Below are 16,614 nucleotides of genomic sequence, written 5' to 3' on the forward strand. Positions count from 1 at the left end.
CAAATTGTTTGAGTACACTCTTTATTCCCCTAAACAGATGGAACAATTCAAATGACGAAAGTACTTCACACTGAGTCTGCACCAGCAGCAATCGGTCCTTACGTTCAAGGCGTAGATCTAGGTAACATGGTTCTAACTTCTGGCCAAATCCCAGTAAACCCAGCAACAGGTGAAGTGTCTGCGGACATCGCAGAGCAAGCACGTCAATCTCTAGAAAACGTGAAAGCAGTGGTTGAAGCTTCAGGCCTTAAAGTCACTGACATCGTAAAAATGACGGTATTCGTTAAAGACCTAAACGACTTCGGTACTGTGAACGAAGTTTACGGCAAGTTCTTCGATGAGCACGAAGTAGCAAACTACCCAGCACGTTCTTGTGTCGAAGTAGCTCGCCTACCAAAAGATGTTGGCATCGAGATTGAAGCAATCGCCGTTCGTAAATAATTGCGCTTGCTAAGAAACATAAAAAAACGGGTAGCTTAGGCTACCCGTTTTTTATTGTCTTTTTGTTGCAGTGTTCTATTTCAATTTAAGCGGCATTACGCTGTTTTACTTCTTCATCCAGCGCTTCTAGCTTCGCTTTCATTTGATCGCGACAGGTGTTTGCAAGTTCACGAACGCCTTCTTTGCCATAGCCTTCAGAGCTGATTGGTGGCAGCATTTCAATGATGACATGACCGTTATTCCAACGGTTCAATTTAATGTGATCAGTTGAACTACACACGATCGGAATGATTGACACCTCTGCGCCGATAGCAGCATGGAATGCGCCGGTTTTAAAAGGCAGTAAGCCACGGCCACGTGAGCGCGTCCCTTCTGGGAACATCCATACTGAAACGTCACTCTGCTTAATGCTATCAACTACTTGATCAATAGTGCCCTTAGCTTTAGAACGGTTACCACGGTCAATTAAAATGTTACCCGTTAGCCAGTAAAGCTGACCAAATAGTGGCATCCACGCTAAGCTTTTTTTACCTACCGTCACGACTTTTGGTGTCACTGCTGAAGATACAGTAAACAAATCCCAGTTGTTTTGGTGGTTCGCGATGTAAACATGCTGACCACGAGAGTAAGCATCTTCAGGAATTCGTAATTCTAATTTGATTCCGAACACACGAGACATCTTGCCGAACAAGCGGCCAAAAGTGAAAACGTGCTTAGGATTTCGAGGACTTAATAGGCAGTAACCACAACCACCAATAAACATCACAATTGCGAAAATTGCGACAGCAAATACACGTAATAGTGCAATCATTGTTGTTCTCCAGGAACCGGCTTTACGCCAGATACAGCTATTGTTGGTTCTTTGGACATAGTCATCAGCTATGAAAGAGAGCGCGACATAAAAAAGCCGAAACCTGAGTTTCGGCTCTCTTTATATCGAAGTCAACTGCGATGCAGTTTAACCCGCCTCACTCACGCGCTCAATATTTGCGCCAAGAGCAGACAGTTTATTTTCGATTTTGTCGTAACCACGATCGATGTGGTAAATACGATCAACGATGGTTTCGCCTTTCGCGATACAACCTGCAATCACCAAACTTGCCGAAGCTCGTAGGTCAGTGGCCATTACTTGCGCACCACTTAGAGAATCTACGTCACCACAGATGACTGTGTTACCTTCGATTTCCGCTTTTGCGCCCATGCGCATCAGTTCAGGTACGTGCATGAAACGGTTTTCAAAGATCGTTTCAGTAATTACGCCGCCGCCTTTCGCCATCATGTTTAATAGCGTGAATTGTGCTTGCATGTCAGTCGGGAAACCTGGGTGTGGGGCAGTACGAATGCTTACCGCTTTCAGTTCACGGTCCGTCATATCTACAGAAATCCAGTCTTCACCAGTCTCTACTAATGCGCCCGCTTCTTCTAGCTTCGCAAGTACCGCTTCTAACAAGTGACCGTTGGTGTTACGACACACAACTTTGCCGCCAGAAACAGCCGCAGCAACAAGGAACGTACCCGTTTCGATACGGTCAGCCACAACGTTGTGCTTACCGCCACCTAAACGCTCAACACCTTCAATAGTGATGGTGTCTGTGCCCGCGCCTGAAATTTTTGCGCCAAGCTTGTTTAGGAAGTCTGCTGTATCAACGATTTCAGGTTCACGCGCTGCATTATCTAGCGTTGTGGTACCTTCCGCTAACGCTGCCGCACACATGATAGTAATCGTTGCACCAACACTCACTTTGTCCATCACAATGTGAGCGCCTTTTAGACGACCATCCACTTCTGCTTTTACGTAACCATCTTCTAGTGTAATCGTTGCGCCAAGCTGCTCTAGACCTGTGATATGTAAATCAACAGGACGAGCGCCAATCGCACAGCCACCAGGTAGAGAAACTTGACCTTTACCAAAACGAGCCACCAGCGGACCAAGTGCCCAGATTGATGCACGCATGGTTTTCACCAAGTCGTAAGGTGCGCAGTATTCGTTGATGCTGCTTGGATCGACATGAACAGAACCATTACGGCTTACTTTTGCGCCTAAACGCTTAAGCAGTTCCATAGTAGTATCGATATCACGAAGGTGTGGCACATTCGCCACCTCTACTGGCTCTTCAGCCAAGATAGACGCAAATAAAATCGGCAGTGCTGCGTTTTTTGCACCTGAAATGGTCACTTCACCAACCAGTGGTTTATCTGACCCAATAACTCGAAACTTTTCCATCAATAAACCTTAAAGCGACATTAGCTTTTTATCACGAGCCCACTCTTCTGGAGTGAACGCTTTAATCGATAGCGCGTGAATGTCGTTACGCTGGATGTAATCCATCAGAGGACCGTAAATTAACTGCTGCTTCTTAACGCGGCTCATTCCATCGAAACAAGCATCAACAGCAACCACCTCATAGTGGCTACCTTCACCTTTTACATGCACTTCTTGAAGGTTTAGTGCTTCTTCTAGTAACTGTTGTACTTTTGCGCTATCCACAATTTACCCCTGATAATTCTGTATATGTTTGGCCACTAAAGATTCAACGTTGCTCAGCTGAAACAAAGTGCGCAATTGCGCCGGCACGAAACTGAGCATTATATGACAGTTTTGTTTTTTTGCATGCTCTAATAAGTGGATTAACATCACCATTCCCGCAGAGTCGACGCGCTCAATCTCTTCTAACGAGCATTCTAGCTCGGTTTGAGATGGCTGCCATCGCTGCGCAACGGCCCACAAAGAAGGCACGGTATCTCGATCCAACGCCCCTGTAAGCTTAAGAATATCTGATTGTAAATGCCACTGAGAATGAGACTGCGCCATTACTTTGCTGCCTCGAAACGAATTGGCTGTGCCGCCAATTTTTCAAGATCTTTTGCTACTGCAAGGATACCGTCTTGACGAATCTTTGTATTCCACTCCGATTGCTTGCTTGAAAGTAAGCTAATACCTTCTGCAACCATGTCGAATGCTAACCATTCACCGGTTTTCTTATCTTTACGCAATTTAAACTCAAGTTTGATGTTCGGACGCGGAGCGTCGATGATATCTACTTTAATGCTTGTAATGCGCTTAGATGGGTCTAACTTAGGTTCAGGGCCAAACTCGATTTGCTGGTCTGTGTATTGTGTTAAGACTTGTGCGTAAGACGTCACCAAGTAAGAACGAAATGCCTTAATAAACTCACCAACGTCTTCACGCTTCGCGCCTTTTAAGTTCGGACCAAGCAGTTTTAATGCCGCATAGCGATCGTTGACGTAAGGCATCAGCTCTTCTTCAACGATAGTCTTAAGCAAATTTGGATCTTGCTTAATTTGTGGCTGTTCAGCTTTCAAACGATCAAATGTCACTTCCGCAACTTGTCTCATCATTTGATAAGGCTGAGTTTTATCTACTTCTGCCGCCACTGCACCAAAAGCAGTAAATGCCGCTACGAAAGAAAGTAATAATCTAGAGAACATGGGTTATTCCTTACTTGTGTTGCCAGAATCGCCGGAGCCACCGATGCTGTATAGCACCTGTCCAATTAAGTCTTCTAAAACTAAGGCAGACTTGGTGTCTTCGATGGTATCACCATCAACTAACATTTCTTCATCATCAAAGATGAAACCCGGAACTAAGCCAATGTACTGCTCGCCAATCAATCCAGAAGTCAAAATTTGTAAACTAGAAGTTTCTGGGAATTGATTGTATTGACTGTTAATCGACAAGCTCACAATTGGAAGTAGGCTTTCAGGGTTAAGTGTAATATCACTCACACGACCAACCACAACGCCGCCAACTTTCACTGGTGAACGAACTTTTAAACTACCAATATTATCGAACTCAGCTTTCAGGGTATAAGTATTGCCAGAGCCAATGCTTTTTACGTCAGCAACCTGAAAAATCATCACAAGAATCGCGCAAATTCCTGCCAATACAAAGCTGCCAACCCATAATTCAGTTTTACGTGTTTGTTGCATGATTAATTCCCAAACATCAATGCGGTCAGTACAAAGTCTAGTCCCAGTACTGCTAAAGAAGAATGCACTACCGTGCGCGTCGTTGCTCGGCTGATCCCTTCCGAAGTCGGAATCGCGTCATAGCCATTAAAAAGAGCGATCCAAGTAACGGTAATCGCAAACACGATACATTTGATCATGCTGTTACCAATATCTTGGCCTAATTCTACTGACGACTGCATTGCCGCCCAAAAACTACCGTGGTCAACGCCTTTCCAATCAACGCCAACAATTTGAGCGCCCCAGATACCAATAGCCATGAAGATCATCGCCAACAGTGGCATGGAAATCACACCTGCCCAAAAACGAGGAGCGATAACGCGTTTAAGCGGGTCTACCGCCATCATTTCCATACTCGAAAGCTGCTCAGTGGCTTTCATCAAGCCGATTTCTGCGGTTAATGCAGACCCAGCTCGCCCAGCGAATAACAAGGCGGTTACCACAGGCCCTAGCTCACGCAATAGCGATAGAGAGACCATTTGCCCGAGACTGCCTTCCGCACCGTAGTCCACCAGCACGACATAGCCTTGTAAACTCAACACCATGCCGATAAACAAACCCGATACGACAATGATAGCCAGAGACTGCACACCAACGGAGTAAAGCTGCTTCACTAATAACGGGAAGTTTTTGACCGGTTGTGGTCGGGTTACCAAAGCACCAACCAACATTAGTGTCGCACGGCCAAAGGCTTCACAGATGGCCAACGTGCGTCTTCCTAATGAAGCGACAAATTGAATAAAACTATCGACCATCAAATAAATCCTTTTCGATACTTTGAGCGGGAAATCGGAACGGTACCGGACCATCCGCATCACCCAACAAGAATTGCTGCACGCGTGGATCTGGATTGTCTCTCAGATCTTGTGGCGTGCCAAAAGCAATGATTTTGCCATCGGCCATCAAATAAACCCAATCCGCAATACTCATCACTTCTGGTACATCGTGTGAAACGACAATCGAAGTCAGACCTAGCGCTCGATTCAAATTACTGATCAACTCAACTAATACGCCCATGGTGATCGGATCCTGACCAACAAACGGTTCATCATACATGATAAGGTCGGGATCGAGCGCAATCGCGCGTGCTAAAGCAGCTCGCCTAGCCATACCGCCAGAAAGTTCACTTGGCATCAACTTTGCGGCACCACGTAGACCTACGGCTTCAAGCTTAAGCAGCACCATAGTACGGATAAATTCTTCAGAGAGTTCTGTATGTTCACGTAAAGGAAAGGCAACATTATCGAAAACGTTCAAATCCGTGAACAGAGCGCCTGATTGGAACAACATGCTCATCTTCTTTCGAGCATGGTAAAGCTTCTTACGTGAGAGTGCTGGAATGTTATCGCCATCAAACCAGATCTCACCTTGTTCGGGGTACAACTGACCGCCAATTAAGCGTAACAGTGTCGTTTTACCGATCCCCGATGGCCCCATAATGGCCGTCACTTTCCCTTCTGGCACGTGTAAATCAACGCCATCAAAGATCTTACGTTCGCCTCGTGAAAAAGTGAGATTGTTAACGGTAACTAAATCGTTGTTCGACATACTATCTCTTCTACTGTTTGTGAGTTTGACTCACAGAGTCATCAGCCAACTCAACCCCGATTGTTTTCAAGATATTACGTCGAGAATATCCTAAAGTGACTTCGGTACACTTATTAGGCTGCAATCATAAGCACATTGAACTTGAATTAAAAGCACTGTTCAATTAAATAAAGCCGACCAAATTCAAGCAATTCTTCATAAAATATGACGAAATCAAAGGAAGGTGTTTAAATTCAACTCCAGATAAGCGGTATCAAATACAACACGCGATCGAGCAACAATTAAACACAATTTCGTTACTAACCTTTAATTTATTTGTTGTTTATCTTCCATTTTTGGCTGTGAAAGGTCAAAATTAGCGGTTACTCATTTCACTTATTTTTATTACTTAGGAATCATCATGCTCGAAGCCGTAGCGTTGCTTATCGTCGGTCTTGTTATACTTGTATGGAGTGCAGATAAACTTGTTTTTGGCTCTGCAGCTCTGGCCCGCAACGTCGGTATTTCACCTTTAGTGATCGGCATGACCATTTTGGCGATGGGTTCTTCTGCGCCAGAAATGATGGTTTCTGCAACCGCAGCATGGGACGGTAAAACCGACACAGCTGTCGGTAACGTTCTTGGCTCGAACATCGCCAACATCGCTTTAATTCTTGGTATCACCGCCATCATCAAACCACTTTCCATCAGCTCTGCTGTGGTTCGTCGAGAATTGCCATTGATGATAGCAGTAACCGTACTGGCTGGTATTTTACTTTGGGATAACCACCTAGGTTTCTACGAAGGCGTATTGCTGTTTGTACTCTTTGCTGCGTTCCTATTTGCCATGTTGCAAATCAGCCGCAAAGAACAAAAAGCGGGTGATGCTTTTGTCGATGAACAAGAATCAGAAGTCCCTGAAGGTGTAAGTAATCCAAAAGCCGTTATGTGGGTTGTGATCGGTCTGATACTTCTACCTTTGGCAGCAAGCATGTTAGTCGACAACGCCGTCATCATTGCAAAACACTTTGGTATGAGTGATCTCGTTATCGGCCTTACTATCATTGCTATCGGCACTAGCCTACCGGAGCTTGCTGCATCTCTAGCAGGCGTTCTAAAGGGCGAAGACGATATGGCTGTGGGTAACATCATCGGTTCAAACGTTTTCAACATTTTGGCGGTAATGGGCCTACCGGGCATCATCAATCCTTCAATGCTAAGTGAATTTGCGATGGGTCGTGACTTTTGGGTTATGCTCGGCGTATCGCTACTGCTTGTGGCAATGTGTCTTGGTAAATCTCGCAGTATCAACCGTTTAGAAGGTTCAATCCTGTTTGTGTGTTTCTTAGGCTACCAAGTGTACCTATTCGCAAACATGGCCGCTTAATAACATAATAAGTAAAGACAAATTGGAGCTCTGATATGTCCACTCAATTTGATTTTCGTGCTGCTGCTAAACAAGTTCTTGATATTGAAGTGGCCGCACTTCAACAACTGGACCAGTATTTTGATGCGCAGTTTGAACAAGCTTGCGAATTGATTCTTTCCAATAATGGCAAAGTCGTTGTTATGGGGATGGGCAAATCAGGTCACATTGGCAACAAGATTGCTGCGACCCTTGCAAGTACAGGCACCTCCGCGTTTTTTGTTCACCCTGGTGAAGCTGCGCATGGTGACCTAGGAATGATCAGTGAAGGCGATATCGTCATTGCGATTTCTAACTCTGGTGAGTCTCACGAGATTTTATCTCTATTCCCAGTATTGAAACGTCTGAACATCAAAATTATCAGCATGACAGGCAAGCCTGAGTCGAACATGGCCAAATTGTCGGATATGCATTTGCAAATCACCGTTCCGCAAGAAGCCTGCCCACTTGGTCTTGCACCAACGAGCAGCACAACAGCAACTTTGGTCATGGGCGATGCTCTTGCCGTTGCCCTGCTTCAAGCTCGTGGTTTTTCTGCAGAAGACTTCGCTCTATCACACCCTGGTGGTGCGTTGGGAAGAAAATTGCTGCTCAAGCTGTCTGATATTATGCACTTTGGTAATGCACTACCAAAAGTTGCGCCAGATGCATTGATTCGCGACGCACTTCTTGAGATTTCAGAGAAAGGCTTAGGGATGACCGCGATTGTCGATGAGCACGATGCTATGCTTGGTATATTCACTGATGGTGACTTGCGTCGTACTTTGGATAAACGTATTGATATTCACACCACAGCAATCGGTGAAGTGATGACTCAAAACCCAACAACGGCTCATCCAGAAATGTTAGCTGTCGAGGGTTTGAATCTTATGCAAGATAAAAACATCAATGCTCTGATCTTGTGCGACAACAACAAGATTGTTGGTGCGCTGAATATGCACGATTTGTTGAAAGCGGGTGTGATGTAATCCATCCATCAACAAATGTTTACACAATTTGATTAACAGATTAAGGCAATGGTCAGGGAAGTACTGAGCTAAGATAAAGGCCTTTATTTTATGAGTTTTACTCGCCTTATTTATTTGCTCCTGATCTTCGTTGTCGCATGGTGTGGTTATTATTTGCTGACACCAAAAGGCGATGAAGATATACAGGTTGCACCTAATTTAGAACTGCCTATGTTCAGTGGTACTGGACTAGAAAATATCACTTATGGTGAAAATGGTGTCCGCAGTTACATCATTCGCTCTAACAGCTTGGATCATTACGCCAAGAGTGGAGATACGATTTTTAATAGCCCAACACTGATGGTTTACCGTGAAGGTAGCGTTGTTGAGTGGAAGGTCACTGCAACAAGAGCAGTACTTGATGAAGACCAGATCCTGACGTTATACGACAAAGTTCTCATGCAAAACTTATTGCCTGACGCAAGCTTTGACACCATGGCAACAGACAAGCTGGTCATCAACTTAAGCAATCGTGATTTTAAAGCCGATCAACAAGTAATGTTGGTTGGACCACAATTTGAAACTACCGGAGGCGCAATGCAAGGCAACTTAAAAGCCCACACTGCGACTCTGACAGATGAAGTTCAAGGTCGATATGAAACCGTTACACCTTAGCCTATTGGCATTGGTATTAGCAGCGCCACAAGCGTTGGCACTTAAGTCGGATACGCAACAGCCGGTTTACATTAATTCAGACACCCAGCAGGTGGACATGAAGAGTAACCAGGTGACCTTTAAAGGTGATGTATCTCTTAAGCAAGGTAGCATCAATATCGATGCTGACAGAATTGTTGTAACTCGTGACCCGAAAACGGAAGCGATCAAACAAATTCAAGCATTTGGTAAACCTGCCACTTTCTCTCAATTAATGGACGATGGTAAAACACTCAGTGGTCAAGCTACTGAATTGGATTACCGTATTTCTACTGACGAATTGACCATGAAAGGCCAAGCACAGCTAGCCCAAGACGGTAACACCATCAAGGGCTCATCAATTCGCTACCAAATTGGTCAACAGAAGCTTGTTGCTGACAGCTCGAAGAATGAGCGCGTTACCACCATCCTGCAACCGAACCAAATCGAGAACTAATATGGCAGTACTGAGCGCAAAGAATCTTGCTAAAAGCTACAAGAAACGCAAGGTCGTTACGGACGTGAGCCTCGAAGTCGAGTCTGGTCAAATTGTGGGACTGTTGGGTCCAAACGGCGCAGGTAAAACCACATCGTTTTACATGATTGTCGGCTTGGTACCTCGTGATGAAGGCATCATCACTATCGACGATCAAGACATCAGTATCCTACCGATGCACAGTCGCTCGCGCCTAGGTATCGGCTACTTGCCACAAGAAGCTTCCATATTCCGTAAGTTATCGGTTGAAGACAACATCATGGCCGTCCTAGAAACTCGCCAAGAGTTAACTCGAGAAGAGCGCCAAGATAAGCTTGAAGATTTATTGGAAGAATTCCACATACAGCACATACGCACCAGTGCGGGTATGGCACTATCAGGTGGTGAACGCCGCCGTGTAGAAATCGCTCGTGCATTGGCAGCAAACCCTCAGTTCATTTTGTTGGATGAACCGTTCGCGGGTGTTGACCCAATTTCGGTTAACGACATCAAAAAAATCATTGAACACTTGCGCGATCGTGGTCTTGGTGTGTTAATCACTGACCATAACGTTCGTGAAACCTTGGACGTTTGTGAAAAAGCCTATATCGTAAGTCAAGGACACCTTATTGCTTCAGGAACTCCGGATGAGGTTCTCAACAACGAGCAGGTGAAACAAGTTTATCTCGGTGAACAATTCCGTCTATGATTACATTAGGAACGGTAAGATTCTGAGCATTACAAGGTAAGTAACACTGAATGAAACCTTCATTACAACTCAAGCTAGGTCAACAGTTAGCCATGACGCCGCAGCTACAACAAGCGATTCGTTTGTTGCAATTGTCGACGCTCGACCTTCAACAGGAAATCCAAGAAGCCTTGGACTCCAACCCTTTATTGGAAGTTGAAGAAGGCCAAGAAGAACCTCAAGCAAATGGTGAAGACAAATCAGCACTCGATGCTGCAGACAACAGTGCCAATGAAACTGCCGAGATTGATGTTCCTGATAGCTCAGACGTGATTGAAAAATCTGAAATCAGCTCTGAGCTAGAAATCGACACCACTTGGGACGATGTTTACAGCGCGAACACTGGCAGCACAGGCTTAGCGCTTGATGACGATATGCCGGTCTATCAAGGTGAAACCACTGAATCGCTGCACGATTACCTGATGTGGCAGTTAGACTTAACGCCATTTAGCGAAACCGACCGCACCATCGCGTTAGCCATCATTGATGCGGTTGACGACTACGGTTACCTCACGCTCTCTCCAGAAGAAATTCATGAAAGCTTCGACAACGAAGATGTTGAACTTGATGAAATCGAAGCCGTTCGCAAACGCATTCAACAATTTGACCCCCTTGGCGTTGCCTCTCGCAACCTTCAAGAATGTCTATTACTGCAATTAGTGACCTTCCCAGAAGATACACCGTGGCTCGCTGAAGCGAAAATGGTGCTGAGCGATCATATCGATCATCTTGGTAATCGCGATTACAAGCTCGTCATCAAAGAGACCAAACTGAAAGAAGCAGACCTACGTGAAGTGTTAAAGCTGATTCAGCAATTGGACCCTCGACCTGGCAGCCGTATTACTCCAGATGATACCGAATACGTTATTCCTGACGTTTCCGTTTTTAAAGATCATGGCAAATGGACGGTTTCCATTAATCCTGACAGCATCCCAAAACTAAAAGTAAATCAACAATATGCGCAACTGGGCAAAGGCAACAGTGCCGATAGCCAGTATATTCGCAGCAATTTGCAAGAGGCAAAATGGCTGATTAAGAGCCTAGAAAGCAGAAACGAGACGCTTCTCAAAGTTGCAAGATGTATTGTTGAACATCAACAAGATTTCTTCGAGTATGGTGAAGAAGCCATGAAACCAATGGTACTTAACGATGTAGCATTGGCAGTGGACATGCATGAATCCACGATCTCTCGTGTGACTACACAGAAGTTCATGCACACACCACGTGGCATTTTTGAATTGAAGTACTTCTTCTCTAGTCATGTCAGTACAGACAATGGCGGAGAATGTTCGTCCACAGCAATTCGCGCGCTCATCAAAAAGTTGGTCGCAGCGGAAAATACCGCTAAACCATTGAGTGACAGCAAGATTGCTGCTCTTCTGGCTGACCAAGGGATTCAAGTCGCAAGACGTACGATCGCGAAGTATCGTGAATCCTTGGGTATCGCCCCTTCAAGTCAGCGTAAACGCCTACTTTAAGGCACCAACTGAAAAGGAAAGTCTATGCAAATCAATATTCAAGGCCATCACGTTGATCTTACCGATTCAATGCAAGACTATGTTCAATCAAAGTTTCAGAAGCTCGATAGATTCTTCGACCATATAAACCAAATACAAGTTGTACTAAAAGTTGAAAAACTTAACCAAATCGCGGAAGCTACGCTTCACATAAATCAGGGCGAAATCCACGCGTCATCGAATGACGAAAGTATGTATGCAGCAATTGATTCGCTGGTGGATAAATTAGTTCGTCAACTTAACAAGCACAAAGAAAAACTAAACAGTCATTAATCATGCAATTGAGCGAGATACTGTCACTGGACTGCACCAAAAGTGCAGTCCATTGTACAAGTAAGAAACGAGCCCTAGAGATGATCAGCCAAATTGTTGCTGAAAACACGGGCCAAGATTCAACCGAACTGTTTGAGTGTATGCTCAGCAGAGAAAAGATGGGTAGTACGGGTATCGGCAACGGTATTGCTATCCCTCACGCAAGAATGTCATCCAGCGATAAAGCCATTGCCGTATTACTTCAATGTGATGAAGCGATTGAGTTTGATGCGATCGACAACCGACCTGTAGACCTTCTCTTTGCGCTTCTGGTTCCAGAAGAACAGTGCAAAGAACACCTCAAAACACTATCCTCTATGGCTGAACGCTTGAGCGACAAGCAAGTGTTAAAAATGCTGCGCAAAGCTCAGAGCGATGAAGAACTCTACGACATTATGATTCATCAGTAATCGAGGCGATCACCATGCGATTAATTGTTGTTAGCGGGCACTCCGGTGCCGGGAAGAGTGTTGCCCTGCGCGTACTTGAGGACTTAGGGTATTACTGCGTAGACAACCTACCAGTTAACTTGCTTGATGCGTTTGTAAAGTCGGTATCCGACAGTAAACAGAACGTTGCCGTAAGTATCGATATTCGAAATATCCCAAAGAAACTCAAAGAGCTGAACACCACTCTCGAAAAACTCAAAACTGAGTTAGACGTAACGGTGCTGTTCTTAGATGCGAACAAAGAGACCTTACTCAAACGCTACAGCGAAACCAGGCGGATCCATCCGCTGTCGCTTGGCGCTCAATCCTTATCTCTTGATCAAGCCATTGAGTTAGAACACGAGATACTGATGCCCTTAAAAGCACACGCGGACTTAGTGCTCAACAGCAGTGGTCAATCCCTGCATGACTTGAGCGAAACCGTACGTATGCGCGTTGAAGGGCGAGATCGAAAAGATCTGGTGATGGTATTCGAATCCTTCGGTTTCAAATATGGACTACCCTCTGATGCCGATTACGTGTTTGATGTGCGCTTCTTGCCAAACCCGCATTGGGAACCAGCATTGCGCCCTCTTACAGGTCTAGATGCCCCGATTGGAGCCTTCCTAGAGCAACATCAATCTGTACTCGATCTTAAGTATCAAATTGAAAGTTTTATCGAGACTTGGCTGCCTCTGCTAGAAAAAAACAATCGCAGTTACTTAACTGTCGCGATTGGTTGTACTGGTGGTAAACATCGCTCAGTGTATCTCACGCAAAAAATTGGTGAGTTCTTCGCTGACAAAGGCCATCAGGTACAAATTCGCCACACTTCATTGGAAAAAAACGTTAAGGAATAAGGGTGGAATTAAGTCGTAAGGTATTGATCCAAAACCGCTTAGGGCTTCACGCTCGCGCTGCGGTAAAACTGGTCGAACTGGCACAAAGCTACGATGCGATCATTACGATCGACAACGAAGAAGATAAAACCGCGACCGCTGATAGCGTTATGGGGCTATTAATGCTTGAGTCCGCCCAAGGGCAATACGTGACGATCCACGCCACTGGCGATCAATCAGAGCAAGCCCTTGATGCGGTTTGTCATTTGATTGAAGATAAGTTTGATGAAGGCGAGTGATTCACTCGCTTTTTTATTTTTAACACCCAAATATTCCACATCGCTTCCCCTTCCTACTTAAATTCCGATAAATAATTTTGTCGACTTTCATAAGTTGTTATTAAAAGGTGCCTAGAATTAAGTTATTATTCAAAGCATTGTAAATATCAGGAATTAGGGGGAATGAATGGCAGAGCAAATAGAATTCGACCAAGCTCACCAAGCCCTCCAAGAAGTCACAGAAGCGCTGGAAAACGGCCGCTTTGTCCATGTTCGTCGCCAATTGCAGGACATGGAACCTGAGGATATCGCCCACCTTTTAGAAGCCTCTCCACGTAAAAGTCGTGAAGTACTCTGGCAACTGACTGACCCAGAAGACTACGGTGAGATTCTTGACGAGCTAAACGAAGACGTCAAAGACAGTCTCGTGTCCAAAATGGCCCCAGAAGCGCTTGCAGAAGCGACGGAAGGCATGGACACTGATGATGTGGCTTACGTACTGCGTAGCTTGCCTGACGACGTCTCACGTGAAGTTCTATCCCAGATGGACACCGCTGACCGTCAACGAGTCGAAACGGCGCTATCCTACCCTGAGGATACCGCTGGCGGATTGATGAACACCGACGTAATCACCATTCGTGGTGATGTGGATGTGGACGTTGTCCTGCGCTACTTACGCATGAAAGGCGAACTACCAGAAGCAACCGATGCGTTATACGTCATTGATGATGATAGTAAGCTGATTGGTGAACTGCCGATTACCACACTGATTACCACTCAACCTGATGTCAAAGTCAGTGCTGTGATGGAAGATGCCGACGATGCAATTACCGTAGATACCAGTGACTCTGATGTTGCTAGTCTATTTGAACGTCGTAACTGGGTATCAGCACCTGTGGTTGATGAAAACCAACATCTGGTTGGTCGTATCACCATCGATGACGTGGTCGATGTTATCCGTGAAGATGCCGAACACTCAATGATGAGTATGGCGGGTATGGATGACGATGAAGATACCTTCGCACCTGTCGTAAAATCCGCTCGTAAGCGCAGTATTTGGCTCGGTGCCAACGTACTTGCAGCGCTAGCGGCGGCCTCAGTATCCAACATGTTTGAAGCAACACTAGAGCAAATGGCGGCTATCGCCGTCTTGATGACCATTGTTCCATCGATGGGTGGCGTTGCGGGTAACCAAACGGTCGCTCTGGTGATCCGCGGTTTAGCACTTGGTCATATTGGTGATTCAAACAAACGAGAACTATTGCTGAAAGAAGCCGCTATCGGCTTACTTAACGGCATCATGTGGGCACTGATCATCGGCGGTATCGTGGTTGCTTGGAAAGGAAACTGGATGCTTGGCGGTATCATCTCTGCGGCCATGTTGACCAACCTTTTTGTAGCAGGTGTTGCCGGCGTAACCATCCCTATTCTACTCAAGAAAATGAACATCGACCCAGCCTTGGCTGGCGGTATGGCACTGACTACGGTCACTGACGTGATTGGTTTGTCAGTCTTCTTAGGCCTCGCGACCCTGCTGATTTAATCTCATGTCATAAACTGCCATGAACAAGCAATAAAAAAGCCTGATGAGTACATCAGGCTTTTTTGCATCTAGCGGTTAGCGGGGTGATATTATTCGCCCGCCACCTTCATGGTATCAAGCAAGATAGAGCCGGTTTGGATTTGAGAACGCGTTTCCACATCGCTACCCACAGCAACAATTTGGTTGAACATGTCTTTTAGGTTACCCGCAATGGTAATTTCTGATACTGGGTATTGGATTTCACCATTTTCTACCCAGAAGCCAGCAGCACCACGAGAGTAATCACCTGTCACGACGTTCACGCCTTGGCCCATGGTTTCAGTTACCAGTAAACCTGTGCCAAGTTCTTTCAGCATTTGCTCGAAACTTTGTCCCGTCGACTTCACGTACCAGTTGTGGATACCACCAGCATGGCCAGTTGGGTCCATTTTCATTTTACGAGCCGCATAACTCGTTAGCAGGTAAGTCGCGAGTACACCATCGGTGATGATTTCACGATCTTGCGTGTACACACCTTCACTATCAAATGGACTAGAAGCTAGGCCACGTAAGACATGTGGACGCTCTGAAATATTGAACCATTCTGGAAGTACTTGCTTGCCGAGGTGATCAAGTAAGAAAGAGGATTTACGGTACAGGTTACCACCGCTGATTGCCATCACTAGGTGGCCAATCAAACCTGTCGCTACGTCCGCAGCAAACATGACTGGGTACTTACCCGTTTTCAGCTTTTGAGCGTCTAAGCGACTTATGGTTTTTTCTGCGGCACTGCGGCCAACCACTTCAGGAGCCCAAAGGTCGTCACGATGGCGAGCAACGGTGTAGCTGTAGTCACGCTCCATCTCACCATTTTTGCCTACACCAATCACACAACAGCTGGTGCTGTGGCGACTTGACGCGTAGCTTGCCAACAAGCCATGGCTGTTACCGTACACTTTGACGCCGTAATGACTGTCATAGCTCGCACCATCGCTTTGCTTAATCGCATCGCTGTAGTTAAGTGCTTCTTTTTCAGCGGCAATCGCAACTTGTGCTGCGTAATCTGGATCGGGTGCGTCTGGGTGGAAAAGGTCTAAATCAGGCACCTCTTTCACCATATATTCTTTCGGAGCTGGGCCCGCGAATGGATCTTCTGATGTGTATTGAGCGATGTCTAATGCTGCTAACACCGTTTGCTCGATAGCCGCTTCGCTCAAATCGGATGTGGAAGCACTGCCTTTACGTTGGCCACGGTAAACGGTAATACCCAGTGCGCCGTCGCTGTTGAATTCAACGTTTTCCACGTCACCCATGCGAGTGGAAACACTCAAACCCGTGCTCTTGGTAATTGCGACTTCAGCGGCATCAGACTTCGCCGCAGCGATTTCTAGTGCACGTGAAACGGCTTGTTCTAGCTCGGTACGTTGCTCAGCAACCTGCTGTTTAATATCCATTGTCTTTCACATCATGT

21 protein-coding genes are annotated in these 16,614 nt (G+C 45.7%); 12 read left to right on the forward strand and 9 right to left on the reverse strand.

Features of this window, described 5'->3' with window-relative positions:
- Positions 1–51: 51 nt before the first annotated feature.
- The gene (locus VJL_RS16820) at positions 52–441 is read left to right on the forward strand and encodes a RidA family protein (protein ID WP_005432832.1); all 390 of its coding nucleotides are present in this window, start codon (positions 52–54) and stop codon (positions 439–441) included.
- Positions 442–526: 85 nt separating this feature from the next.
- On the opposite strand, the gene VJL_RS16825 is transcribed toward VJL_RS16820, so the two are convergent.
- The 8 genes from VJL_RS16825 to mlaF form a co-directional block, all read right to left on the reverse strand.
- The gene (locus VJL_RS16825) at positions 527–1,252 is read right to left on the reverse strand and encodes a 1-acylglycerol-3-phosphate O-acyltransferase (RefSeq protein WP_038879689.1); all 726 of its coding nucleotides are present in this window, start codon (positions 1,250–1,252) and stop codon (positions 527–529) included.
- A 147-nt stretch (positions 1,253–1,399) separates the two neighbouring features.
- Positions 1,400–2,665, reverse strand: coding sequence for a UDP-N-acetylglucosamine 1-carboxyvinyltransferase (gene murA / locus VJL_RS16830; protein WP_038864493.1), 1,266 nt, complete (start codon positions 2,663–2,665; stop codon positions 1,400–1,402).
- 9 nt (positions 2,666–2,674) lie between these two features.
- On the reverse strand, positions 2,675–2,929 hold the full coding sequence (gene ibaG / locus VJL_RS16835; RefSeq protein WP_005432865.1) for a BolA family iron metabolism protein IbaG: 255 nt from the start codon (positions 2,927–2,929) through the stop codon (positions 2,675–2,677).
- Positions 2,930–2,932: 3 nt separating this feature from the next.
- A complete protein-coding gene (locus VJL_RS16840; protein WP_038864494.1) occupies positions 2,933–3,253 on the reverse strand; it encodes an STAS domain-containing protein in 321 nt (106 codons plus the stop codon).
- The gene (gene mlaC / locus VJL_RS16845; protein ID WP_038864496.1) at positions 3,253–3,891 is read right to left on the reverse strand and encodes a phospholipid-binding protein MlaC; all 639 of its coding nucleotides are present in this window, start codon (positions 3,889–3,891) and stop codon (positions 3,253–3,255) included. The genes VJL_RS16840 and mlaC overlap by 1 nt, the downstream gene beginning before the upstream one ends.
- Before the next feature lie 3 nt (positions 3,892–3,894).
- Positions 3,895–4,392: an outer membrane lipid asymmetry maintenance protein MlaD gene (gene mlaD, locus VJL_RS16850; protein WP_038879692.1), complete on the reverse strand. Its 498-nt coding sequence runs from the start codon at positions 4,390–4,392 to the stop codon at positions 3,895–3,897.
- Between the two features lie 2 nt (positions 4,393–4,394).
- On the reverse strand, positions 4,395–5,186 hold the full coding sequence (gene mlaE / locus VJL_RS16855; RefSeq protein WP_038879694.1) for a lipid asymmetry maintenance ABC transporter permease subunit MlaE: 792 nt from the start codon (positions 5,184–5,186) through the stop codon (positions 4,395–4,397).
- Positions 5,176–5,979 carry a phospholipid ABC transporter ATP-binding protein MlaF gene (gene mlaF / locus VJL_RS16860; protein WP_038879697.1) on the reverse strand — a complete coding sequence of 268 codons (804 nt, stop codon included), beginning with the start codon at positions 5,977–5,979 and terminating at the stop codon, positions 5,176–5,178. Before mlaF ends, mlaE begins: the two co-directional genes overlap by 11 nt.
- A 400-nt stretch (positions 5,980–6,379) precedes the next feature.
- Between mlaF and VJL_RS16865 the strand changes: the two genes are divergently transcribed.
- The 11 genes from VJL_RS16865 (at position 6,380) to mgtE (ending at position 15,164) form a co-directional block, all read left to right on the forward strand.
- On the forward strand, positions 6,380–7,345 hold the full coding sequence (locus VJL_RS16865) for a calcium/sodium antiporter (RefSeq protein ID WP_038864502.1): 966 nt from the start codon (positions 6,380–6,382) through the stop codon (positions 7,343–7,345).
- A 35-nt stretch (positions 7,346–7,380) separates the two neighbouring features.
- Positions 7,381–8,352, forward strand: a complete 972-nt coding sequence (gene kdsD, locus VJL_RS16870; RefSeq protein ID WP_038864503.1) for an arabinose-5-phosphate isomerase KdsD — start codon at positions 7,381–7,383, stop codon at positions 8,350–8,352.
- A 90-nt stretch (positions 8,353–8,442) separates the two neighbouring features.
- Positions 8,443–9,006, forward strand: coding sequence for an LPS export ABC transporter periplasmic protein LptC (gene lptC, locus VJL_RS16875; RefSeq protein ID WP_038864505.1), 564 nt, complete (start codon positions 8,443–8,445; stop codon positions 9,004–9,006).
- Positions 8,987–9,481: a lipopolysaccharide transport periplasmic protein LptA gene (gene lptA, locus VJL_RS16880; RefSeq protein WP_038864506.1), complete on the forward strand. Its 495-nt coding sequence runs from the start codon at positions 8,987–8,989 to the stop codon at positions 9,479–9,481. Before lptC ends, lptA begins: the two co-directional genes overlap by 20 nt.
- 1 nt (position 9,482) lies before the next feature.
- The gene (lptB, locus tag VJL_RS16885; protein WP_038864508.1) at positions 9,483–10,208 is read left to right on the forward strand and encodes an LPS export ABC transporter ATP-binding protein; all 726 of its coding nucleotides are present in this window, start codon (positions 9,483–9,485) and stop codon (positions 10,206–10,208) included.
- A 50-nt stretch (positions 10,209–10,258) separates the two neighbouring features.
- Positions 10,259–11,725 carry an RNA polymerase factor sigma-54 gene (locus VJL_RS16890; RefSeq protein WP_038864510.1) on the forward strand — a complete coding sequence of 489 codons (1,467 nt, stop codon included), beginning with the start codon at positions 10,259–10,261 and terminating at the stop codon, positions 11,723–11,725.
- Positions 11,726–11,749: 24 nt separating this feature from the next.
- Positions 11,750–12,037 carry a ribosome hibernation promoting factor gene (hpf, locus tag VJL_RS16895; protein ID WP_038864512.1) on the forward strand — a complete coding sequence of 96 codons (288 nt, stop codon included), beginning with the start codon at positions 11,750–11,752 and terminating at the stop codon, positions 12,035–12,037.
- 2 nt (positions 12,038–12,039) lie between these two features.
- Entirely contained in the window at positions 12,040–12,486 is a 447-nt protein-coding gene (ptsN, locus tag VJL_RS16900; RefSeq protein WP_038864515.1) for a PTS IIA-like nitrogen regulatory protein PtsN, read from the forward strand.
- Positions 12,487–12,500: 14 nt separating this feature from the next.
- Positions 12,501–13,364: an RNase adapter RapZ gene (gene rapZ / locus VJL_RS16905; protein WP_038864517.1), complete on the forward strand. Its 864-nt coding sequence runs from the start codon at positions 12,501–12,503 to the stop codon at positions 13,362–13,364.
- A 2-nt stretch (positions 13,365–13,366) separates the two neighbouring features.
- Positions 13,367–13,642 carry an HPr family phosphocarrier protein gene (locus VJL_RS16910; RefSeq protein ID WP_038879700.1) on the forward strand — a complete coding sequence of 92 codons (276 nt, stop codon included), beginning with the start codon at positions 13,367–13,369 and terminating at the stop codon, positions 13,640–13,642.
- A gap of 166 nt (positions 13,643–13,808) precedes the next feature.
- The gene (mgtE, locus tag VJL_RS16915) at positions 13,809–15,164 is read left to right on the forward strand and encodes a magnesium transporter (RefSeq protein ID WP_038864521.1); all 1,356 of its coding nucleotides are present in this window, start codon (positions 13,809–13,811) and stop codon (positions 15,162–15,164) included.
- 89 nt (positions 15,165–15,253) lie between these two features.
- On the opposite strand, the gene pmbA is transcribed toward mgtE, so the two are convergent.
- Positions 15,254–16,597 (reverse strand): metalloprotease PmbA, encoded by a 1,344-nt coding sequence (pmbA, locus tag VJL_RS16920; RefSeq protein ID WP_038864524.1) that lies wholly within the window; start codon positions 16,595–16,597, stop codon positions 15,254–15,256.
- Between the last annotated feature and the right edge of the window lie 17 nt (positions 16,598–16,614).

The organism is Vibrio jasicida CAIM 1864 = LMG 25398, from assembly GCF_000400365.1.
In the GTDB taxonomy this organism is placed as follows: Bacteria; Pseudomonadota; Gammaproteobacteria; order Enterobacterales; family Vibrionaceae; genus Vibrio; species Vibrio jasicida.